Below are 22,690 nucleotides of genomic sequence, written 5' to 3'. Positions count from 1 at the left end.
AGCGGCGTCGACGCCATTCTTGACGCATTCTGGTTAAGAGAACTGAAATCCCCGCGCTCGAGCTCGTCAGGCCTCGAGCGCCGTCTTGGTCTCGGTCTCTTCTTCCGCCTGCGCGGCGACCGGGCGGGCGGTGATGGTGACATGCTCCGGCTGCGCGGAGATCACGACGTCGAGCCCGCTCGCCTGGGCGACGAGGCCGGCGTAATAGGCCTGAATGGCGCGCGCGTCGACGACGCCCTCTTCCGGCTCGCCGGCCAGCAGGGCGGGGATCGCCGCGGCGATGCGGGCGTTCACGCCTTTGGCTTCCAGCGTGAAGGAAATCTCGTCGCGCTCGCCGCTGGAGGCGACGGAGATGACGCCGCCGCGCGGAATCGCCGCATCGGCGATCAGGCACAGATTGAGCAGCAGCTTCACCTTGTTCTTCGACATCAGCACGCGCGGCACGCTCCATTCGAGCTTGGTGCGCTCGTCGGCGAGCAGCTGGCGCGTCACATGCTCGGCGTCGCCGGTGTCGATCTCGGCGCCTTTGGAGCCGGCGGCGCCGAAGGCGAGGCGGCAGAACTGCAGCCGGGCGGAGGCCTCCGCCGCGCTGGATTTGATGAGCGCCAGCGCATGGCCGCGCATCTCGGCGTCCTTCTCCTCCTCCAGCACCTCCAGCCCGTTGACGATGGCGCCGACGGGAGAGATCACGTCATGGCAGACGCGGGAGGAGAGCAGCGCGGCGAGATCGAGGGAGTCGAGCGCGAATTTGGTCATGAGGCCATCCGAAGGAGCCGCCGGATCGCCTCGAGTCGGCGCCGGCCAGAGCGGGAACGCGGCCGAAACGAATCACCCGCGCCCCTTTTCCCCATTGGTAGCCGCGCCGCGCCCGCTTGCAAAGCGTCGCCGTCGGGGCCGCCGCGCGGCGAGCCCCGCGAGCCGTTGGAGCGCCATCCAATCCGATCTCGCCAATCCGATCTCGCGGGGGGAGCGAATTCTGATCGATCGAACGATTCCGTTCGATCAAAAAGCGCTCCTAGAACGTCGCCTTGGCGCCGAGGAAGAAGCTGCGTCCCGCCTCTGGATAGCCGTCGGTGAAGGTGTAGGCGGTGTCGAACATGTTGCGCACGCCGCCTTCGAGCTTCATGTTCGGGCAGAGCTGATATTCCGCCGTGAAATTGACCAGGAAATTGGCGCCGGTCCGATAATAGATCGTCCCCGCCGTGTTCGAGGTCCAGCGATTGCTGTTCATCTCCACATTGGGCGTCAGCGTCAGCCCTTCGAGCGGCCGCCAGCCGGCGTAGAGGAACATTTTGCCGTCCGGCACGCCCGTCGGCTGGAAGTTGAGGATATAGGGCGCATAGACGGAGCGGCGCATCAGCGTCAGATTGCCGCCCAGCGACAGCTCGTCGGAGGCGCGATAATCGACCGTGACCTCCCCGCCCCAGAAGCTGCCGTCGCCGACATTCTGGCTCTGGGTGACGCCCGCGCCATAGGCGGGAACCGGAACGGATTGGATCAGATTGCGGACGATGGAGTGGAAGGCGTCCAATTGAATGCGGCTGCCCGGCGCGAACTCGCTGGCCCAGCCGATGTCGAAATTGATCGCGCGCTCCGGCGTCAGGCCGGGGTTGGAGGTGGCGCCGCCGAAGCGCGAGCTGAAACGCTCGAATATGGTGGGGAAGCGCTCGCGGTCGGAGACGTTGAAATAGACCTTATTGGTGTCGCTGTAGCGCCAGATGGCCGCGCCCTGGAAATTGGGCGCCTGCACATCCCGCAGCTGATAGCCGATGACGCCGGTGTTGAAGACGAAATCCTCCGCCTTGCGCAGATGGCGCCAGTCATAGGCGAAGCCCCCGACGAGATCGATGTCCTTGGTCGGATGAAAGGTGTTCTCGATAGCGATCGAATAAGTGTCTTCCTGCGTGTAGACGATCGGCTGGGTGAAGCAGATGACGTTCGTGACGCATCCGGTCGATTTATTGGCGACATTGACGCCGTAATATTCCTGCCAGGTGGCGTGCTCGTCGAAGCGATAGTGGCCGGCGATCTTCAGCGTGTCGAGCTCGCCGAAATCATGCCCGGCCTCCACATCGGCGCCGAGCGCATAGTCCTGGTAATAGCTGCGGAAGGCCTTGGCCGAGGACTGATAGGCCTGGAAGGGGTCGTTGTAGGAGAAGAGGTCGTTGTCGAACTTGCTCCAATAGGCCTTGGTCTTCACATAGGAAGAATCGCCGATCTTGGTGTTGGACAGGAAATAGAGATTCTGCACGCGCCAATAGGGCCAGCGCCAATAGCGCTGGCTGGCGAGCCCGTCGGTGGTGTGATAGGGCGCGCCCTTCTTGCCGTCCTGGCGGATGAAGCTCAGCGAATATTCGTCGGTGTCGTTGGGTGTATAGCCGGCCTTGGCGTTCAGGCTCCAATCATAGGTCCCCGAATTGCCGCGGAAGCCGTCGCCCTGATTATTGGTCGGCGGGTAGCTCGCCGGCAGCATCCAGCCGCGCAGATCGCGCCATGAGCCGCTGAGCTGCAGATAGTAATTGTCCTGCTTCGTGCCGAGCAGCGCATAGGTCTTTATGCCCTCATAGCTGCCGTCGCGGCCGAACTCGAGGCCGGTGCGCACCTCGCCCTCTATCGCCTTGGTGGGCTTGCGGGAGACGAGATTGATCTGGCCGCCCATGCCGCCCGGGCCGTCCAGCACCGAGACATAGCCCTTGGCGATCTGCACCTCGGAGACGTCCGGCGTCATGAAGCGCGCGAAATCGAGCCGATTGTCGGCCGGCAGATAGACGCGAACGCCGTCGATGGTGAGCGGAACCTGCCAGCGGTCGAAGCCGCGCACATAAATGTTCTGCTCATTGCGCGTGCCGCCGGTGCTGTTGCTGACGACGCCGGCGGCGAGATTGACGGCGCGATCGAGCGAATCGCGCTGGAAGGTCTCATTCTGACGGTTGCTGATGGTCACGCCGCCATAGGAATCGGTCTTTTGCAGCGGCGCCGGACCATCGTCCTTCTTCTTGTCGGCAGGCGCTGTCCTGTGCTCGGCGCCGACGTGAATCTCGCCGAGATCGAAAGGTTGCGGCTGCTCGCCGGCGAGCGCCGCGCCGCTTGCGATGAGCGCGGCGACGCTGGCGGCGCCCAAGGGCCCGAATTTGCTGAGTTTCATGGTTCTTCCCCCGATTGTCCCATCGTCCCGCCGCCCCCCTCCCCGGCCTGCCCCCGCTTCGCGGGAGAGGGGGCAGATTCCGCGCTCCCTCAGAGCGACCCCAAAAATGCGAGCAGTTCCGCCCGCTCCTCGCGCGTCAGGCCGCGAAACCGCCGCGCTGCGTCCTCCGCCTCTCCGCCGTGCCAGAGGATCGCTTCCGTCACGGTGCGGGCGCGGCCGTCGTGGAGAAAATCCGCGGGCGTTCCAAAGCGCCCGGCGAGGCCGAGGCCCCAGAGCGGCGGCGTGCGCCAGTCGCGCGGGCCGGCCTCGAAATCCTCGCGCCCATCGGCGAGCCCATCGCCCATGTCGTGCAGCAGAAGATCGCCATAGGGGTGAATCTCCGTCCCGCTCAGCCAGGGCGCGAAGCCGACCGGGCCGAGCTTCATCGTCTCGCGATGGCAGGCGGCGCAGCCGATCTCGCGGAACAGCGCCTCGCCTTTGGCGACGCGCGGATCGGAGAGATCGCGCCGCGCCGGCACGGCGAGGCCGCGCATATAGGCGAGCGAGGCCTCGAGCCGCGCGGTGGAGAGCTCGATCTCCCGCCCCGCCGCGGCGCGGCATTCCGGCTGCGCGGCGGTGCAATTGGGCTCGGGGAAGAGATAGGAGGTGACGCCGATGTCCTCGGCGAAGGCGTTGGCGATCTGCTGGCGCAGATCCGGCTGATTGGCCTTGAGGCCGAAGCGGCCCAGCGCGGTACGGCCGGCCGCCATGTCATAGACATGGTTCGGCCGGCCGCGGCCCTGGCCCACCGCATAGCTGCTGATCTCGTCGTCCGGCACGGCCTCCAGCAGGCCGAGGCCGAAGACCGGCGGCGCGTTGCGCAGCGAGATCCGCACATTGTCGCCGAGCGGCCCATAGGCGAGATCGCGAAAGGAGAGGCGCGGACGACGCAGCGAGACGGTCTCCCCATCGGACAGGCGCGTTTCGATCTCGTCAAAGGCGACGATCGCGCGGCCCTCGCCCGGCACGCCGGGATTGCCCTCTGGATTGAGCTGGCCGCCATAGGCCGGATGCGGCGCCGGACCGCCATGGGCGTCGCGGCCGGGCAGGCCGAGCCGCACCACCATGGCGCGGGCGACGCCATTCTCCGGGTCCGGCGCCGGGCCGCGGCCGTTCTTCACATGGCAGGCGATGCAGGAGAGGCGATTATACAGCGGGCCGAGCCCGGTGATCTCGTTCTGATCCTGCGAGGGGCCGATGACCCAGGCCTGATGAAACAGCGCGCTCCCTTGCCGAAAGCCGCGCAAAAAAACCTCGTCCAGCCCGGCCAGGGGCCTGGAGAAGACGTCGCCGTCCAGCTTGAGGTTCTCGTAAGGCGCGCCGGCGGCGAGAAAAAGCAGCGCGAATGGAAGAAGAAGCCGCCGCCTCACAGACGCTGCTCGGCGGAAGCGACGAGGCTCAGCGCCTCGGCTCGGGCCGATGCAATTTCTGCGCGCCAACGGGCGGCGAGATCGCCGTCCTTCAGCTCGCGGCTGGAAAAACGATCGAGAAATGCGGAATCTTTCGCCTGCGCCTCGGAAATAGGCGTGAAGCCGGCGAGCTTGCGCGCCTTCGTCACAGCGGCGGCGCCTGCAGAGTCGGGGGCGGCGGCGAGCCGCGCCTCGGCGGCGTGAATGGCGCGCCAAAGGCGCTGCGTCTCGGCGTGGCGCTCCGTGATGGCGAGATCGAACATCACGCTGACGGCGCCGGGCCGCCGCCGGCCGATCTCGGCGTCATAGGGGTAGAAGGTTCCCGGCGGCAGGGCGAAAGGATCGACCACTGCCGCCGGCTTGCCGGCATAGGCGTCCGGCCGGGCCGGATGGCGGCTGCTGTCGGCCTCCATCATCAGCTTCTGGCCCTTGGAGGAGAGCGCGAAATCCACGAAGGCCTTGGCCGCCGAAAAACGCTGCGTGCCCGCCGTGATGGCGATATGGGCGGGCAGAAAGGCGGTCTTCTCGGGATAGACGAAGGCGAGCTTCTCGCCATTGGCCAGCGCGTTGAAGGCGAAGAAGTCGATGGTGAGGCCGAGCGCGGCGCGCCCGTCCTTGACGGTCGCCGTCGGGCCGGAGCCGGAGCCGAGCAGCTCCGCGCCGCCGGCGATCTCGGCGAGCAGCGCCCAGCCGCGCTCCCAGCCCTCCGATTGCAGGATGATGTCATAGAGGGCCGGCGAGAAGCCCACCTTGGCCGGAATCGGCATGACGACGCGGCCGGCATAGGCGGGGGAGGCGAGGTCGCTCCAGCTCTTGGGCGGCTTCAGCCCGTCGCGCGCGAGGGCGGGTGGATCGACCACTATGCCATAGCCGGCGACGTCATAGGCCTCGAACAGGCCGCTCGGATCGGACAGGAGCTGATCGCCGAGCCGGCCGGGCAGGGCGGCGCGATCGACGGCGAATTTCTGAAAGGCGCCGCGGTCTCGCAATATAGGGAAATTTCCGAGAGCGGGCGCCCAATAGACATCGGCCCCGCCCTGGTCCTTGTCGCTCAGCAGAGCGAGCGCGTCGCGCGACTGCTTCCAGACGAATTGGACGTGAACGCTGGGATAGAGCTTCTCGAACTCCGCCTCATAGCGAGTCGTCAGCTCTTCCGGGAAGGAGGTGACGACGATGAGGCGCTGGTCCGCCGCCCGCGCGGGCCTGCCGAGCAGAGCGACGCCGAGCGCGGAAGGGACGGCCGCCAGCACATTGCGGCGGCTGGGGCGAAGGGCGAGGCGATTCGCTATGTCGAGGCGATACATAATGAAAACATAAAAGCGCCGCCGCGGGCGTGTCAATCGACACGAGCGCTCATTTTATCGGCGGGTAGCCCGCCGATTGATCTTTCTACCAGCGATAGGGAATTCGATTGTCAGTCGACCGCGAGGATGACGTCGGTCGGGTTGAAGCTGGCGACGGCCCGCTCGCCTTCGGTGAGGCCGAGGTCTTCCGCCGTCTGGCGCGGCACGACGGCGTGCATCGTCTTGCCCGCGCCAATGTCGAGCAGCACCTCGCTGTTGCGCTCGGCGTCGATGCGCCGCCGCACCACGCCGACGAACTGATTGCGCACGCCGGGGGGCGTGTGCTCGGGCGTGGTGAGATGGACGAAGGAGGATTTGATCAGCGCCAGCGTCTTGCGTCCCGGCTCGAGGCCGAGCTCCACCGCCGAGTCATTGGTGACGATGGCGTGAATGGAGGTCTCCGGCGACACGCGCAGCGTCACCTCGACATCGACCGGCCATTTCTTCACCGAGACGACTTCCGTCTGGAACATATTGCGAGCAGAAATTTTTACGCCCACGCTCCAGAGGAGAAAATCGTCCTGATCCTCGAGCCCTTCCTCGGCGATGAGCGAAGAGATGCGCGACAGCCGCTCCTCCAGCCGATGAAAAGTGGCGATGAGCCGTCGTCCTTCCGCCGTCACTTCCGCGCCGCCGCCGGAACGGCCGCCCGCCTTTGTCACAAAAGCGGGGCTGGGCAGAAGATTGTTGATGGCGTTCACTGCATCCCAGGCCGTCTTGTAGCTGAAGCCGACGACCTTCGCCGCCTTGGTGATGCTGCCATATTCGGCGACCGCCTCCAAAAGCTTGATGCGATCACGTCCGACCAGGAAACGTCCTTCGCTGCGAAGCGCCAGCAGCGCATCGATCTTGTTGACTGTCATGGCTCTCGCGATTCCTTTCGGGCGAATATTTATACCTCTTCATCGAAGACGCATCAAAATTCGGACCGACCGGGCTCCGGCGCGCCGGATTTTTTCTGTTTCTCGGCCGCCGGCGCGTCGGCCAGCGCCTCCACCGCCCGGCGCAAATGGCCCCGCGATCCTTCGAGCGCGGCGCGCGCCTCGCCGAGTCCATGGCCTTCGAGCAGCAGATAGGCCAGCTTGACGCTGCCGCCCGCGCGACGCAGCGCCGCGTCGATTTCCTTGCTCTCGCGTCCGGTGAGCCGCGCCAGAATGCGCTCGCTGCGACGCGCGAGCTTCTTGTTCGACGCCTGCACATCGACCATCAGCCCTTCATAGACGCGGCCTTGCAGGATCATCACCAGCGACGACAGCATCAGCAGCGCGACGCGCTGCGCCGTGCCGGCCTTCATGCGCGTCGAGCCGGCGATCGCTTCCGAGCCCGTGTCGAGAAACACCGCATGTTCCGCATCGGCGAGCAGCGGCGCGTCGCGATTATTGGCGACGCCGATGGTCAAGGCCCCGTGCCGCGCCGCCTCGCGCAGGCAGGCGAGGGTGAAGGGCGTCGTGCCGCTGGCGGCGATAGCGATGACGACATCGGCCTCGCCGATCGCATGGCGGCGCATCAGCTCGGCGCCGCGTTCGGCCTCGTCCTCGGCGCCTTCCACGGCTTTCAGCAGCGCATCGTCGCCGCCCGCCATCAGCAGCAGCAGGCGCTCCTGCGGCCAGCTGAAGGTCGGCGTCAGCTCGGCGCCGTCCTGCACCGCGAGCCGGCCCGACGTTCCGGCGCCGACATAGACGATGCGCCCGCCGCGCGCGAGACGTCGCACGACAGCGAGCGCTGCGTTCTCGATCGCCGGACGCGCGGCGCGCACCGCGGCGACAGCGGCGAACTGCCCTTCGATCATGGCGTCGAGAATCTCGCGCGGCTCCCACGCGTCGATCGACGAATAGCGTGGGCTCGGACGTTCCGTTTCCATGTGCTCCTCCTTACGCAACAGTTCGTCCTCCGCAGTCGAATTCGCAAGCGAAGACGCTGCCGCGCCAAGGATTTCGCGCTCGCGCGACGCGCGCTCCCGTGCCATAAGGGCGCGGGCGGGGGGCGTGACAGAGCTGCAGCAGAGCCGCCGATGACCATGCAAGACAATCAAATGGCGATCGAAGCGCGCGAGGCGCCGCAGGCGGTCGCGCGACAACGTGAGCTCATCGCCCCGCGCCTCGCGCCGCTCGTCGCGCGCTTGCGCAATGTCGATCCGCGCGTCGTCGTCACTTGCGCGCGCGGCAGCTCCGCTCATGCGGCGACATTCGCCAAGCACCTCGTCGAGCGCGGCCTCGGCCTGCCGGTCGCCTCCGCCGCGCCGAACATCTCCAGCGTCTATGGCGGCGCGCTGCGGCTCGACGGCCAATTTTTTCTCGCGATCTCGCAATCGGGCGGCAGCAATGATCTCATAGAGCAGGCCGCCGCCGCGCGCCGCAGCGGCGCCGTCACCGCTTGCCTCGTCAATGAGGTCGAGAGCGAGCTCGCCGCGCAATGCGAGTTCGTTCTACCAATGGCCGCAGGGCCGGAATTCGCGGTGCCGGCGACCAAGACCTTCATCGCCTCGCTCGCCGCGCTGGCGCGTCTCGTCGCGCTGTGGTCGCAGGATCGCGCGCTCGACGATGCGCTCGCGCGACTGCCGGAGCGGCTCGCGCGCGCGGCGGAGCTCGATTGGTCGCGAATGGTGGACGCCTTCTCGCGTGCGGAAAGTCTCGTCACGATCGGACGTGGGCCGACGCTGGCCATAGCGCGCGAGGCGGCGCTGAAGCTGAAGGAGACCGCCAATCTCCATGCGGAGGCGTTCAGCGCCGCGGAATTCATGCATGGGCCGGTGTCGCTCGTCTCGCCGCTCTATCCGATCCTGATGCTGACGCCGACCGACGAGGCGACGAGGGGCATGCGTCGCCTCGCGGAGGATTTGCGCGGCAAAGGCGCGGCTCTGTTCACGACGGATCGCGAGGACGAGACGCGCAATCGACTGCCGACGATCGCCGCCGATCATCCAGAGACCGACGCCATCTGCCTCATTCAGAGCTTTTACGCCATGGCGGCGCGGCTCGCCGCAGCGCGCGGCGTCGATGTCGATCGTCCGCGCCATTTGCAGAAGGTGACGCGCACGCGATGAGCGAGGAGGCGCGCCGAACGATCGCCGCCGACGTCGTCTTCGACGGCGAAACGGCGCATCGCGACTGCGCCGTGGTGATAGAGGGCGAGAACATCGTCTCGCTCATTCTGCGTCGCGAGATTCCGCGCGGCGCGGATGTGCTCGAGCTGCCCAAGGGCGTCTGGCTCGCGCCCGGCTTCATCGATATTCAGGTGAATGGCGGCGGCGACGTTCTGTTCAACGATTCGCCGACGCCGGAGGCGATCACGACGATCGTGCGGGCGCATCGCAAATTCGGCACGACCTCGCTGCTGCCGACGCTCATCACCGACACGGATGAGAAGATGATCGCGGCCGAGCGCGCCGTGGCGGAGATTCTCCCACATGCGCCGGGCGTGCTCGGCGTGCATTTCGAAGGACCCTTCATCTCGCCGGAGCGGCTCGGCGTGCATCGCGCCGATCTTCGCCGCGCGCCTTCGCCGCATCATGTCGAGATGCTCGCGCCGCCGCCGGGCGGCGTGTCGCTCGTCACTCTCGCGCCGGAGGAGACGCCGCCGGGCTTCGTCGCCGAGCTCGTCGCCGCCGGCTGCAAGGTCGCGCTCGGCCATTCCATGGCGAATTACGCGCAGACGCGCGCCGCAATGGCGGAAGGGCTGACCGGCTTCACACATCTCTTCAACGCAATGCGCCCGCTCGCCAGCCGCGAGCCGGGGCCGATCGCGGAGGCGCTCGAATCTTCGGCCGCTCATTACGGACTCATCGTCGATGGCGAGCATGTCGATCCGGCGATCTTGCGCCTCGCGCTGCGCGCCGGCCTCGGCCATCCAATGCTCGTCACTGACGCAATGCCGCCGGTCGGCGGCGACGGACGCGGATTCGTCCTGCAGGGCAGGGAGATTTTCGTCGAGAACGGACGCTGCGTGACGGAGGAGGGCACGCTCGCCGGCGCTTCGCTGGATATGGCGAGCGCGGTGCGCAATTGCGTCGCGCTGCTCGATCTTCCGCTCGAGCGCGCGCTCGTTCTCGCCTCCGCCAATCCGGCGAATTTTCTGGGGCTCGGCAAAAGGCTCGGCCGGCTCGTCGCCGGCTATCGCGCCGATATGACGGCTTTCGATCCGCAGAGCCTTCGCATCGTATCGACCTGGGTCGCCGGCGAGCACTCCGCCGAGGAATGGTGAGCGGTCACGCCTTCAATCGACGAATGCGCGCGATCGCGGCTTCGGCCTTGGCGCGCAGCGACGCATCCGTCTCGCAAGCGTCGAGAAGCTTTTGCGCATAGCGCGCCGATTCTTCCTGCTCGTCCTTCAGATTATTGCCGATGAGGATGAAATCCGCGCCGGCGCGCAAGGCGCGCAGCGCGGCGTCTTCCGTCGTCATCAGCTTTTGCACGCCCTGCATCTGCAGATCGTCGGTCACGACCACGGTCTGCGGCGCCCATTGCCGCAATTTGCGAATGGCGATGGAAGAGAGACAGCAGGGCGTGTCTTTCTCCCATTGATTCACGACGCCATGGCTGAACAGAACCATGGGAACGCGCGGCGCCAGCGTCTCGAAGATCTTCACCTGCGTGTCGGTGATGCAATCGGAGAGATCCATCACATGATCGTGTGGATTGACCTTGGCGCCGCCCGTGCCGGGAAAATGTTTCAGGCACAGTTTCAGCCCGGTCGCGCGTGCGACCTCGACCAGCGCGTCGACGCAATCTTCGACGACGCGCGGATCGGCGGAGAAGCTGCGTTGCGCCGAGCCGATGTCGGGACTGTCGGGATTTATGTCGAGATCGGCGACGGGCGCGAGATCGGCGTCTATGCCGAGATCGCGTAATTCGGCATAGGCGGGACGCAGCGCGTCGAGCCGCTCGCGCGCGGTCAGCCGGCCGAATTGGCGCGCGCTCGGCAGCGGCGCGAAGCCGCGCTCCTCCTTCAGCCGCCGCACCTTGCCGCCCTCCTGATCGATGAAGATCAGCGGCCGTTTCGGCAGCGCGTGAATCTCCGCGCAGAGCGCCTTCACCTGCGCGGGATCGAAAATATTGCGCTCATATTTGCGATCCGTGCAGTCGTAATCGAAGAGGATGACGCCGCCGAGCCCATAATCGCGCGCGAAATCGCGCAGCCAGGGCGGAACATGCGGCGTGCGGAAGCCGAGCAGGAACAGCTCGCCTATGGGAAGGGGTGCGGACATGGGCGTGAGATGGCGCGGCGATGAGCGAGGTCAAACGCGGCCGCGACGAAATTGCGGCGAAAAGGAGAGGCTCGCGCTTTCGGCTCCGCTCGCTTATGAGTGCGGGGCAGCTTGGAAGAGGAGAATATCCGATGAGCGATGGTGTCGTCGAAAGCGCTCCGCAGACGGCGCGATACGCCACGGGCGCAATGTTCGGCGTTTCCGCCGTCACCGTTTGGGCGACCTGGCTCGTCGTCACGCGGCTCGGCGTGACGACGACGCTCTCGGTCTATGATCTCACAATGCTGCGCTTCGGCGCCGCCGGCGCGCTGCTGCTTCCCGTCGTGCTGCGCAAAGGGCTCGCGCTCGAGCGGCTCGGCCCGCTGCGCCTCCTCATTCTCGTCTGCAGCGCCGGCGCGCCTTATGTGCTCGTCGCCGCCAGCGGGCTCAAGCTCGCGCCGGTCGCTCATGCGGGCGCGCTGCTGCCGGGCTCCATGCCGCTCTTCGTCGCGCTGCTGTCGTTTCTGTTCACGCGGGAACGTTTCACCGCGAGCCGCCTCATCGGCTATGCGCTCATCGCTCTCGGCGGCGCCGCGATAGCCGGGCCGGGCGCATTGTCGTTCGGCGAGACGCAGATCGGGTATATTCTGCTTTTGTCGGCGGCTTTCATTTGGGCCGGCTATGCGATCGTGCTGCGCGCGTCGCGGCTCGAATCCTTGCATGCCGCGGCGCTGGTCTCGACAGGCTCGCTCATTCTCTATGGGCCGCTCTATCTCGTCTTTCACGGCCTGCACGGAATGGACGCGCCATTGCGCGACATTGTGATTCAGACCCTCTTCCAGGGCGTCATCGTGTCGATCGTGGCGCTGTTTCTCTTCGGCAAAGGCATTGAGCTGCTCGGCGCTTCTGCGGGCGCGGCCTTTTCGGCTCTCGTGCCGCCCATGGCGGCGCTGATCGCCGTTCCGCTGCTCGGCGAAATCCCTTCGCCCGTAGAGCAGATCGCGCTGCTCTGCGTCTCCATCGGCGTCTATCTGGCGAGCGGCGGCCGAGCGCCGCGCTGGAGCCTGTGGCGGCGCGGCTGAAGGAACCTCTCCGGCGCGAAGGGGTTATCCTCCGCCCCGCGTCGCCTTCCCGCGGCGCGCAGGCGTCGAAGGGAGGAGATCATGCCCGCCAAATCAAAGGCGCAACAAATGGCCGCCGGCGCCGCGCTGGCGGCCAAGCGCGGCGAGATTCCAAAGAGCGAGCTCAAAGGAGCCTCGCGCTCCATGCTCGACTCCATGACGGAGAAGCAGCTCGAGGAATTCGCCGCGACCAAGCGAAAGGGCAAGCCGGAGCATTCGGCCAAATCGTGAATGACAAAAGGAGGACGCCTCATGCATGTGGAAGCCATCATCGCCAGCCATCCGCAAATGCGCGGCCGCGCCGACGCCGCGCTGGTCGGCTGCGTCGAAGCCTGCTTCGATTGCGCGCAGGCCTGCGCCGTCTGCGCCGACGCCTGCCTCGCCGAGGAGAATGTCGCCGATCTGCGCCGCTGCATAAGGCTCGATCAGGATTGCGCCGACATATGCCTCGCGGCGGGCGCCATCGCGTCGCGACGCAGCCCGACGGATGAGACGGCGATGCGCGCCGTTCTGCAAGCCTGCGTCGATATGTGTCGCGCCTGCGAGAAGGAGTGTCGACGCCACGCCAAGCATCACGAGCATTGTCGCATCTGCGCGGATGTCTGCAAGGAATGCGAGAGCGCCTGTCGCCGTGCGATGGGGCCTGCGCATTAGAGCGCCTTCCGATCGGACGGAAAGCGCCGCGATCTCCCCTCTCCTGCGAAAGCGGGAGAGGCGGAATCGCTAAGGCGCATAGGCCTTCAAGAACACGGCGAGGCCGGACTCCATCACGCGCTGATATTCGGCCTCGCTGCGCAGCTCCAATCCCAGCGCGACGCGCATGGGCAAATCCGAGATGGTGAGATGCAGCAATTGCTCCGCCGCCATTTGGGCGTCGTCGAAGGCGAGCAGGCCTTTCGCCTTCGCTTCGTCGAGAAAGCCGGCGACGAGATCGAGGACATTCTGCTTGCCGCTGTTGAAATAGCGATGGCAGAGCTCGGGGTAGCGCCAGCGCTCGCTCGACACCGCTTGGAAAAAAGCGGCCCATTCCCGCGTCAGGAAGCGGGCGACGAAATGCGCGCAGAGCTCGCGTAGCGCCTGCTCGGCGCCGAGATCGAAATCGGGCTTGGGAACGTCGGTGCATTTTTGGCTGCACTCGATCTCGATGAGATTGCGAAACAGCGCTTCCTTGCTGGGAAAATACGCGTAGAGCGTCGCCTTCGACACGCCCGCGGCGCGCGCGATTCCGTCCATGGACGTCTCGGCGAAGCCCTGCTCCAGAAATTGGGTGCGCGCCGCGGAGAGAATCTGACACTCCTTGCGATTCGGCACATGCTCCGTGGCCGGCTCCGGCGCGGTCGTCTCCGCTGCTTCGGTCATTTGCTCTGGTCCAACCCCGTCATCCCCGTCCCTCCTTCCGCCGCAGTCCCACGCAGGCCTTGTCTCAGCCTTTGCGTCGTCTTTCCATCCCCGGGAAAAACTGAACCGTTCAGTTTTAGCATTGACACTCGGGCTCTGCATTAATATTAAAACTGAACGGTTCAGTTTTCGAGAGGGTCATGCCGAAATTTTCGCGACGCAGAGTCCGACAAGCGAAAACTGCGCCTTGCCGGGAAATCGCACGGACCGCAGCCCGGGGGGCGGCCGCATTCGCGGCGCTGTCGCTCTCCGCATGCGCGGTCGGGCCAGATTTTGTTCCGCCTCCTGCGCCGGCGGGCGCCGGCTATGGCAAAATCGGCGCTTCCACCGAATCGGCGGCGACGGCCGGCGGCGCCTCGCAGCGCTTCGCCCATGGCCGCGATGTGCCCGGCGAATGGTGGAAGCTGTTCCATTCCAAGCAGATATCCGCCCTCGTCGCCGAGGCCGTGGCGAATCACCCGGACATAATGGCGGCCGAGGCGGCGCTGCGGCAGGCGCGTGAGACGATAGAGGCCAATTCCGCGACCTTCCTGCCACAGGCGACGCTCGGGGACAGCTATCAGCGTCAGCAGGTGACGACGGCGCAATTCGGCAGCCTCGCCTCGTCGAGCTCGTCCTCCTCGTCGTCGTCATCGTCCTCTTCCAGCTCGGCCTCGACTTTCGTCTACGGCCTGCACAACGCCAATGTTTCGGTGTCTTTCTCGCCGGATGTGTTCGGCAAATCCTGGCGCACGCTGGAGAGCGACACGGCCGCGGCCGAGCAGAAGCGCTTCCAGCTCGAGGCGACCTATCTCGCGCTCACCGCCAATGTCGTCACCGCGGCGATCGCCGACGCCTCCTACGCCTCGCAGATCAAGGTGACGCGCGATCTCATCGCGGCCTATCGCACGCAGCTCGATCTGCTCGAGAAGCGATTCGAGCTCGGCGCCGTCAGCCAGGCGGATGTGCTGTCCGAGCGGGCGCAGCTCGCGCAGGCGGAGGCCACGCTGCCGCCGCTGGAAAAAGCGCGCGCGCAGAACCGCAATCTGCTGATGGCCTATCTCGGACGTTTCCCCAACGCCGACAAAGGCGGGGCTGTCGATCTCTCCGGCCTGCGCCTGCCCGGCGAATTGCCGGTCAGTCTGTCCTCGATGCTGGTGCGGCAGCGGCCGGATATTCTCGCCTCCGAGAATCAGCTGCATCAGGCCAGCGCGGAGATCGGCGTCGCCACAGCGAACATGCTGCCGCAATTCACGCTCTCTGCGACCGGCGGCGCGCAGGCGACGAACTTCACCTCTTTGTTCTCGCCGCAGACAATGGTCTACACGCTCGCCGCTCAGGCTTCGGCGAAGGCTTTTGACGCCGGCTCGCTGTTCCACACGCGCGAGGCCAAGGTCGCGGCCTTCGAGCAGGCGGAGGCGCAATATCGCTCCACCGTCATTTCCGCTTTCCAGAATGTCGCGGATTCGCTGCAGGCGGTGAAGCACGACGCCGGCACGCTGCGCGCCCAAGTGGCGGCGGAAAAAGCCGCGGCGGAGAGCCTCGAGATCGCGCGCGCGCAATATCGCGCCGGCTCGACGACCTATTCGATCGTGCTCAACGCCGAGCAGACTCTGCTCACCGCGCGGCTCAACCGCGTGAAGGCGCAAGCGGCGCGCTTCGCCGATACGGCGGCGCTGCTGCAATCGCTCGGCGGCGGCTGGTGGAACCGCGTGGACGAGACGGAGGCCTCGCAGGCCAAGCCCACGGATATTATCGCTACATCGCCGATCGCCGCGGCGATCAGAGCCCAGGCGGAGGATGCTCGAAATGGTCGCTAGAACCTTGCTGCAGGATCGTTTCGGACCAATGGCGAAGCCGATGGCGATCATGCTCGCGATCGTCGCGCTCGTCTTTGGCGGACTCTATGGCTTCAACGTGTTTCGCGGCGTGATGATCAAGGGCTTTCTCGCCTCCATGGCCAATCCGCCGCAGACCGTCTCGGTCACGACGGCGGGCTATCAGGAATGGCGGCCCAAGCTCACCGCGGTCGGCACGTTTCGCGCGGTGAACGGCGCCGATCTCTCGCTGGAGGCCTCCGGCATCGTCGAGAAGATTCACTTCCAATCCGGCCAGCAGGTGGAGGCGGGCCAGCTGCTGCTGGAATTGCGCAAGGACACCGATCTCGCCAAGCTCGCCTCGCAAAAGGCGGCCGCCGAGCTCGCCGGCATAAATCTGCGCCGCGATCAGGCGCAGCTGAAGATTCACGCCGCGAGCCAGGCGACGGTCGACACGGATCAAGCCAATCTCAAGAGCGCGGAAGCCGATGTCGCGCAGCAGGAGGCGGTGATCGCGCAAAAGACTTTGCGCGCGCCCTTCGCCGGACGGCTCGGCATTCGCGCGGTCGATCTCGGCCAATATATCGGAGCGGGCACGAATATCGTGACGCTGCAGGCGCTCGATCCCATCTATCTCGATTTCACCCTGCCGCAGCAGGCGCTGAACGGCATAGAGGTCGGCCAATCGATCGACGCCGGCGTCGATGCGTTTCCGAACAAGAAATTCACCGGCAAGATCGTCGCGATCAACTCCAAGGTGGATCAGGCGAGCCGCAATGTGCAGGTGCGCGCCAGCCTCGCCAATGCCGATCTCGAGCTGAAGCCCGGCATGTTCGCGCAGATCGACATTGTGACCGGCAAGCCCGAGCGCCTCGTCACCTTGCCGCAGACGGCGATCGTCTATGCGCCCTTCGGCAATTCGGTGTTTCTCGTGCAGAAGGCGGCGGACGGCAAGGCCGCCGGCCTCTCCGCGCATCAGACCTTCGTGCGTCTCGGCGCGACGCGTGGCGACGAGGTCGCCGTGCTGGAAGGCGTGACAGAGGGCGCGACCGTCGTCACCGCTGGCCAAGTGAAGCTGAGAAACGGCTCGCCGCTGAATATTTCCGACACGCAGCAGCCGCCGGTCGATCCCAATCCCAAGCCCGTGGATCAGTGAACGGAGACGACGAACATGCGTTTCACCGACATTTTCGTGCGTCGCCCCGTGCTCGCCTCGGTGGTGAGCCTGCTGATCCTGGTGCTGGGCCTGCGCTCGCTCTTCACCTTGCCGACGCTGCAATATCCGCGCACGCAAAACGCGGTCGTCACGGTGACGACCTCCTATTTCGGCGCCGATCCGGCGACCGTCGCCGGCTTCGTCACAACGCCGCTCGAGAACGCCATCGCGCAGGCGAACGGCATCGACTATCTCACCTCCACGAGCCAGGTCGGCACCAGCACCATCACCGCCAATCTGCGGCTCAACTATGATTCCGGCAAGGCGCTGACCGAGATCAGCACCAAGATCGATTCTGTGCTCAATCAGCTGCCTTCGGCCGTGCAGCGTCCTGTCATCACGGTGAAGATCGGCCAGACCACCGACGCCATGTATATCGGCTTCAATAGCGATATTCTGACGTCGAGCCAGGTCACCGATTATCTGATCCGCGTCGTGCAGCCGCGCCTGCAATCGGTGCCGGGCGTGCAGACGGCCGAGCTCATCGGCGGCAAGACCTTCGCGCTCCGCGCGTGGCTCGATCCGGTCAAGCTCGCCGCCTATGGCCTCACCGCCAGCGAGCTCAGCGCCGCGCTGCAGGGCAATGACTATATCGCAGGCCTCGGCTCCACCAAGGGCGAGATGGTGCAGGTGACGCTCACCGCGGCCACCTCGATGCATTCGCTGGAGGAATTCCGCAATCTCGTCGTCAAGCAGGTGAACGGCGCCAATGTGAAGCTGCGCGACGTCGCCAATGTCACGCTCGGCTCGGAGGATTACGAATCCGCCGTGGCCTTCAATGGCAAGCAGGCGGTCTATATCGGCATTCTCGTCGCGCCCAACGCCAATCTCCTCGATGTCGTCAAAGGCGTGAAAGAAGCCTATCCAGACATTTTGAAATCGCTGCCGCAGGGTCTCCACAGCGATATCGTCTATGACACGACCGATTTCGTGAACAGCTCGATCGACGAGGTGATTCACACGCTGATCGAGGCGATCCTCATCGTCACCGGCGTCGTGTTCATGTTCCTCGGCTCATGGCGCTCGGTGGTCATACCGATCATCGCCATCCCGCTGTCGCTCATCGGCACATTCACCATTCTGCTGGCGCTCGGCTTCTCGATCAATCTGCTCACCCTGCTGGCGCTGGTTCTGGCCATCGGACTCGTCGTCGACGACGCCATCATCGTGGTCGAGAACGTCAACCGCCATCTCGCCGACGGAATGAAGCCTTTCGAGGCGGCCTTGCAGGCGGCGCGTGAGCTCGCTGGTCCGATCATCGCCATGACCATCGTGCTGATCGCCGTCTATGTGCCGATCGGCTTTCAGGGCGGCCTCACCGGCGCGCTCTTCGTCGAATTCGCCTTCACGCTCGCCGGCTCGGTGACGGTCTCGGCGGTCATCGCGCTCACGCTCTCGCCGGTGAGCTGCGCGCTGGTGCTGAAGCCGCCGCAGCCGGGCCATGAGACGCTGGAGACGCGCATCGTCGAATTTATCGACGACAAGATGGATTGGGTGAAGGAGCGCTATCGGAGCCTGCTGGAGCGCTCGCTGCATTTCGTGCCGGTGACGCTCGTCTTCGGCGGCCTCGTGCTCGCGAGCATCTTTTGGCTCTATTCCAATTCGAAGAACGAGCTCGCGCCCAATGAGGATCAAGGCGTCGTCTTCGCGCAATCCACCTCGGCGCCCAACGCCACATTGCAGCAGAAGCTCTTCTATGGCGATCAGGTATACCAGACCTTCGCCAAGCATCCCGAGATGACCAGCTCCTTCCAGATCGTCACGCCGGGCCTCATCTTCGGCGGACTCGTTCTCACGCCGCCGGACAAGCGCAAGATCACCGCCGAGCAGATGCAGCAGACGCTGCAGCAGGAGCTCGCGCGCTCTGTGCCTGGTCAGCGTCTCGTGACCTTCCAGCCGCAGCCGCTGCCGGGCTCCAATGGTCTGCCGATTCAGTTCGTCGTGCAGAGCACCGACACATTCGACAAGATGAACGATATCTCGCACGACTTCCTGTCCAAGGCGCTGGCGACGGGCAAGTTCATGTTCCTCGACACCGATCTGAAGATCGACCAGCCACAAATGTCGCTCGTCATCGACCGTGAGAAGACCGCGCAGCTCGGCTTGCGAATGCTCGACGTCGGTGGCGCGCTCACGACGGGGCTGAGCGGCGGCTACACGCAATATTTCGGATTGGACGGACGCTCGTACAAGGTCATCCCGCAGATGGCGCAGCAGTTCCGGCTCAACCCGGATCAGATCTTGAGCTATTACATCAAGACCGCGGATGGCTCCTCGGTGCCGCTGTCGACGGTGGCGAAGTTCCAGACCATGGTCGTGCCGGAGTCGCTCAATCACTTCCAGCAGATCAACTCCTTCACCATCTCCGGCGTCGCCGCGCCCGGCGTCATCGCCGGCGAGGCGCTGGAGACGCTGAAGGAAGTCGCCGCGCAGACGCTGCCGCCCGCCTACACGATCGACTATGCCGGCTCGTCACGCCAATTCGTGCAGGAGTCGAGCGGCTTCGCGGGGACCTTCGGCTTCGCGCTCATCATCATCTTCCTGGCGCTCGCGGCGCAATTCGAGAGCTTCCGCGATCCGCTCATCATTCTCGTCTCCGTGCCCATGTCGATCGCCGGCGCGCTGGTCTTCATCATGCTGGGCTTCGGCGGCGCGAGCATCAACATCTACACGCAGGTGGGCCTCGTGACGCTGATGGGCCTCATCAGCAAGCACGGCATTCTCATCGTCGAATTCGCCAATGAGCAGCAGCATCTCGGCAAGTCGAAATATGAGGCGATCATAGAAGCGACGTCGATCCGCCTGCGGCCGATCCTCATGACGACGGCGGCGATGGTGCTCGGCGTTCTGCCGCTCATCATGGCGAGCGGCGCCGGCGCGGCCTCGCGCTACAATATGGGCCTCGTCATCGCCTCGGGCCTGTCGATCGGCACATTGTTCACGCTCTTCGTGCTGCCGGCGGTCTATCTCGTGCTCGCCGCCGATCACTCGAAAACGCGCGAAGTGGGCGCTGTCGATGTCGAGGACGCGCATCACGGCCATGCGGAGAATAAGATTCGCGTCGTCGCCTCCTAAAAGGCGACAAGCGGAGCCGAAGACTCGCGGCCTTCCGCCCCACTCGGGCCGCGGGTCTTCAGGTTCGCAAGTCAGTTTCGCAAGTCGCGCGTCTCGGCTTCCGTCGCGCGTGGCAGCCGCAACGTGAAACGCGCGCCGCCTTCCGGCGACGTGTCGTATTCGATAGAGCCGCCATGCTCATGGGCGATGGAATAGCTGATCCATAGGCCGAGCCCCGTGCCTTCGCCGACCGCCTTTGTGGTGAAGAAAGGCTCGAAGATGCGGCTGCGCAGCGCCTCCGGCACGCCCTTGCCATTGTCCTCGACGATCACGATCGCGCAATCGCCTTCACCGCGCGCGGTGATGGAGACGATCGGCCGCTCCGCCTCGCGCACGGCGTCGAGCGCATTGTCGATGAGATTGACCAGCACGGAATGAATTTGCCCGCTCTGTCCCGAAGCGTAGAGCTCCGGCTCGAGATCGGCGACGATGCGCGCCTTGGCCTTCTTGCTCCGCGAGGCCCATTGCGCGGCCGTCTCCACCACTTTCGACAATGACACCGCCTCGCGCGGCGCCTTTGTGCTGAAGGAGAGGCGGCGCAAATTCTTGACGATCTCGCTGATGCGCACGGCGCCCTCGAGCGTGCCGTCGATCAAGGGCTCGAGATCGCCGAGAATGGCGTCGATGCCGCTCGCGCGGCGCAGCTTCTCGCGCTCCTTCGCGCTCGCGCCGGCATGGATCGCCTCGAGATAGGCGGCGATCGCCCTGCGATAGCGGTCGAGCGTATGAATATTGCCATAGACGAAGCTGATCGGATTATTGAGCTCATGCGCGACGCCGGCGACGAGCCGGCCGAGGCTCGCCATCTTCTCCTGCTCGACGAGGCGCGATTGCGCCTGCTGCAGATCGACATGGGCGCGATGCAGCGCCTCATAGGCGCGGCGCAATTCGCCGATCGGCCGGCCGGTGAAGACCGCGCCGGCTCTGCGTCCATCCGAATCGAACAGAGGCGAGCAATTGATCGCCATGAGGTCGGAGGGGCCGTTGCTCGTGCGAAAGCGCAATTCGACGCTGGTCGGATCGCGCGCCTGGCCGGCGACGATGGCGGCGGCGCGCGCCTCGTCCTCGGCGATGAACAGCGCTGCGACGCTGGCGCCCTTCAGCTCCGCCTCGCCGTGTCCCGCGAGCGCCTCGAAAGCGGGATTGACCTGCAGAATAGCGCCGCGCTCGTCGCAGACGATCAGCACGTCGGAGACGGAGGCGATGACGCTCTGAATGAAATTGCGCGCCGCTTCCAGCTCGCCATTCTTGCGCTCGAGATCGGCCTCATAGCCGATGAGGTCCGCATAGACCTCGTCCATCTTCTTGATGACCTCGAGCCAGACGGATTCGCCGCCTTCCGACAGAGCGATCTCCTCCTTGCCGGCGACGAGCGCGATGAGATCGCCATGCTTGGCGTAGGATTTGACGTCAGCTTTCGTCATCGACGACGCGGGATATGTCATAGCGGGCGATCTTGCTGCGCAGGCCGACGCGCGACAGTCCGAGCTCGTCGGCCACATGGCTGATGTTGCGTCCGTTGCGCTCCAGCGATTCCTTGATCAGCGCGCATTCCAGCATCTCGACGCGCTCCTTCAGCGTGAAGCGCTGCTGATCGTCGCATGTCGTCGTCGCGCGATGATCGGCGATGCAAGGCGACAGCAGGCCGGGCGGCAGATTGGCGTCGCCGTCGCTCAGCGCCACCATGCGCTGAATCTCATTGTGCAGCTCGCGCACATTGCCGGGCCAGCCATAGCGCTCCATCAGGCGCAGCGTCTCCGGCTCGAAGCCCGGCACGCGCCGATTGAAAGTCTGGTTCACGGCGACGAGTATGCGCGCGGCGATGATGGCGATGTCGCAGCGTCGCTCGACGAGCGGCGGCAGATGGATGGGAAAAGCGGCGAGGCGATAATAGAGATCGCGGCGAAAGCGCCCCGCCTCCACATCGGCGACGATGTTGCGATTGGTGGCGGCGATGACGCGAACGTCGACGCGGCGCGGACGCTGCGCGCCGAGCGGCCGAATCTCGCCCTCCTGCAGCACGCGCAGCAGCTTCACCTGAAAGGACGGCGAGGTGTCGCCGATCTCGTCGAGAAAGATCGAGCCGCCGTCCGCGACCTCGAACAGGCCGACGCGATCCTGATAGGCGCCGGTGAACGCGCCTTTCTTGCAGCCGAACAATTCGCTCTCGAGCAATTCATCCGGCAGCGCGCCGCAATTCTCGACGACGAAGCTCTTCTCGCCGCGCGCCGAGCCGTGATGAATGGCGCGCGCCAGCAATTCCTTGCCCGTGCCCGAGGCGCCGGTGATGAGCACGGAGATGTCGTATTCCGCCGCGCGCCGCGCCAGCGCGAGCGTCTGCCGCATCGGGCTTTCCGGCGCATGGACGATGCGGCCGAACTCGAACATGCGCCGTTCCGCGCGGCGCCTGTCGCTGGCGAGCCGTTGCAATCGCTCATGCGAGGGCTTGGCCTCGAGCGGCGGCGCGGCGCCGCCATCCTTCTGCGCCGCATAGAGCTGCGCCGCCTCGCGCACTGATTGGATGAGCTTGTCGGGATCCCAGGGCTTGGTGACATATTGGAAAATGCCGGCCTCATTGACTCCTGCGATAATATCTTCCGCATCCGTATAGCCGGAGATGATCATGCGCACCGGCTCCGGCCAATGCTCGCGCACGCGCGTCAAAAATTCGACGCCGCTCTCGCCCGGCATGCGCTGGTCGCAGAGGATCACCTGCACCAGATCGCCGGCGAGCACGGCCTCCGCCTCGGCGGCGCTGCTGGCGCAGACGATCTGAAACTCGCCGCCGAGCACGCGGCGCAGCGATTCGAGCGAGCGCTTCTCATCGTCGACGATGAGCACAGTGGCGCCGCGGGAGATCGGCGTCGCCTCGCTCTCCATCTCGCGGCCGTCCTCGCGCTTGTTCATCTCGACGCCTCGCCTCGAAC

General features: G+C 65.5%; 18 protein-coding genes. 8 read left to right on the top strand and 10 right to left on the bottom strand.

The annotated features are described in order from the left end of the window. Nucleotides 1–66: 66 nt before the first annotated feature. The 6 genes from chpT to ACT53T_RS20680 form a co-directional block, all read right to left on the bottom strand. The gene (gene chpT / locus ACT53T_RS20705) at nt 67–756 is read right to left on the bottom strand and encodes a histidine phosphotransferase ChpT (RefSeq protein ID WP_400769939.1); all 690 of its coding nucleotides are present in this window, start codon (nt 754–756) and stop codon (nt 67–69) included. Between the two features lie 259 nt (nt 757–1,015). After that, nucleotides 1,016–3,145 (bottom strand): TonB-dependent receptor plug domain-containing protein, encoded by a 2,130-nt coding sequence (locus ACT53T_RS20700; RefSeq protein WP_476162660.1) that lies wholly within the window; start codon nt 3,143–3,145, stop codon nt 1,016–1,018. An 89-nt stretch (nt 3,146–3,234) separates the two neighbouring features. Continuing rightward, a complete protein-coding gene (locus ACT53T_RS20695) occupies nt 3,235–4,554 on the bottom strand; it encodes a di-heme oxidoreductase family protein (RefSeq protein ID WP_476162659.1) in 1,320 nt (439 codons plus the stop codon). Next, nucleotides 4,551–5,933 (bottom strand): ABC transporter substrate-binding protein, encoded by a 1,383-nt coding sequence (locus ACT53T_RS20690; protein WP_476162658.1) that lies wholly within the window; start codon nt 5,931–5,933, stop codon nt 4,551–4,553. Before ACT53T_RS20690 ends, ACT53T_RS20695 begins: the two co-directional genes overlap by 4 nt. A 74-nt stretch (nt 5,934–6,007) precedes the next feature. Next, nucleotides 6,008–6,799, bottom strand: a complete 792-nt coding sequence (locus tag ACT53T_RS20685; RefSeq protein WP_018266949.1) for a TOBE domain-containing protein — start codon at nt 6,797–6,799, stop codon at nt 6,008–6,010. A 53-nt stretch (nt 6,800–6,852) separates the two neighbouring features. Then, a complete protein-coding gene (locus tag ACT53T_RS20680) occupies nt 6,853–7,902 on the bottom strand; it encodes an N-acetylmuramic acid 6-phosphate etherase (RefSeq protein WP_476162657.1) in 1,050 nt (349 codons plus the stop codon). Between the two features lie 45 nt (nt 7,903–7,947). Between ACT53T_RS20680 and ACT53T_RS20675 the strand changes: the two genes are divergently transcribed. Both ACT53T_RS20675 and nagA read left to right on the top strand, forming a co-directional pair. Beyond that, nucleotides 7,948–8,979 carry an SIS domain-containing protein gene (locus ACT53T_RS20675; protein WP_476162656.1) on the top strand — a complete coding sequence of 344 codons (1,032 nt, stop codon included), beginning with the start codon at nt 7,948–7,950 and terminating at the stop codon, nt 8,977–8,979. After that, nucleotides 8,976–10,136, top strand: a complete 1,161-nt coding sequence (nagA, locus tag ACT53T_RS20670) for an N-acetylglucosamine-6-phosphate deacetylase (RefSeq protein ID WP_476162655.1) — start codon at nt 8,976–8,978, stop codon at nt 10,134–10,136. The genes ACT53T_RS20675 and nagA overlap by 4 nt, the downstream gene beginning before the upstream one ends. A 4-nt stretch (nt 10,137–10,140) precedes the next feature. Here the strand turns inward: nagA and ACT53T_RS20665 are convergent, their stop codons facing one another. Then, nucleotides 10,141–11,139, bottom strand: coding sequence for a glycoside hydrolase family 3 N-terminal domain-containing protein (locus ACT53T_RS20665; RefSeq protein WP_476162654.1), 999 nt, complete (start codon nt 11,137–11,139; stop codon nt 10,141–10,143). Between the two features lie 131 nt (nt 11,140–11,270). Between ACT53T_RS20665 and ACT53T_RS20660 the strand changes: the two genes are divergently transcribed. The 3 genes from ACT53T_RS20660 (at nt 11,271) to ACT53T_RS20650 (ending at nt 12,893) form a co-directional block, all read left to right on the top strand. Continuing rightward, nucleotides 11,271–12,200, top strand: a complete 930-nt coding sequence (locus ACT53T_RS20660; protein ID WP_476162653.1) for a DMT family transporter — start codon at nt 11,271–11,273, stop codon at nt 12,198–12,200. 81 nt (nt 12,201–12,281) lie between these two features. Beyond that, complete coding sequence (locus ACT53T_RS20655; protein ID WP_018266943.1) at nt 12,282–12,470, top strand: DUF3008 family protein; 189 nt, start codon at nt 12,282–12,284, stop codon at nt 12,468–12,470. Nucleotides 12,471–12,491: 21 nt separating this feature from the next. Further along, complete coding sequence (locus tag ACT53T_RS20650; RefSeq protein WP_400769930.1) at nt 12,492–12,893, top strand: four-helix bundle copper-binding protein; 402 nt, start codon at nt 12,492–12,494, stop codon at nt 12,891–12,893. 69 nt (nt 12,894–12,962) lie between these two features. Here the strand turns inward: ACT53T_RS20650 and ACT53T_RS20645 are convergent, their stop codons facing one another. Further along, nucleotides 12,963–13,598 (bottom strand): TetR/AcrR family transcriptional regulator, encoded by a 636-nt coding sequence (locus ACT53T_RS20645; protein ID WP_400769929.1) that lies wholly within the window; start codon nt 13,596–13,598, stop codon nt 12,963–12,965. A gap of 179 nt (nt 13,599–13,777) precedes the next feature. Between ACT53T_RS20645 and ACT53T_RS20640 the strand changes: the two genes are divergently transcribed. The 3 genes from ACT53T_RS20640 to ACT53T_RS20630 are packed head-to-tail and all read left to right on the top strand — an operon-like array spanning nt 13,778 to nt 19,724. Beyond that, the gene (locus tag ACT53T_RS20640) at nt 13,778–15,436 is read left to right on the top strand and encodes an efflux transporter outer membrane subunit (protein ID WP_476162652.1); all 1,659 of its coding nucleotides are present in this window, start codon (nt 13,778–13,780) and stop codon (nt 15,434–15,436) included. 28 nt (nt 15,437–15,464) lie between these two features. Continuing rightward, nucleotides 15,465–16,589 (top strand): efflux RND transporter periplasmic adaptor subunit, encoded by a 1,125-nt coding sequence (locus tag ACT53T_RS20635; protein ID WP_472978040.1) that lies wholly within the window; start codon nt 15,465–15,467, stop codon nt 16,587–16,589. A gap of 15 nt (nt 16,590–16,604) precedes the next feature. Next, nucleotides 16,605–19,724: an efflux RND transporter permease subunit gene (locus ACT53T_RS20630; RefSeq protein ID WP_476162651.1), complete on the top strand. Its 3,120-nt coding sequence runs from the start codon at nt 16,605–16,607 to the stop codon at nt 19,722–19,724. A gap of 71 nt (nt 19,725–19,795) precedes the next feature. On the opposite strand, the gene ACT53T_RS20625 is transcribed toward ACT53T_RS20630, so the two are convergent. After that, nucleotides 19,796–21,187, bottom strand: a complete 1,392-nt coding sequence (locus ACT53T_RS20625) for a sensor histidine kinase (protein ID WP_476162650.1) — start codon at nt 21,185–21,187, stop codon at nt 19,796–19,798. Further along, complete coding sequence (locus tag ACT53T_RS20620; protein WP_476162649.1) at nt 21,174–22,670, bottom strand: sigma-54-dependent transcriptional regulator; 1,497 nt, start codon at nt 22,668–22,670, stop codon at nt 21,174–21,176. The genes ACT53T_RS20625 and ACT53T_RS20620 overlap by 14 nt, the downstream gene beginning before the upstream one ends. Nucleotides 22,671–22,690: the final 20 nt, after the last annotated feature.

The sequence above is a fragment of the Methylosinus sp. DMC45 genome (assembly GCF_056313885.1).
This window is presented reverse-complemented; position numbering and strand designations above follow the sequence as displayed.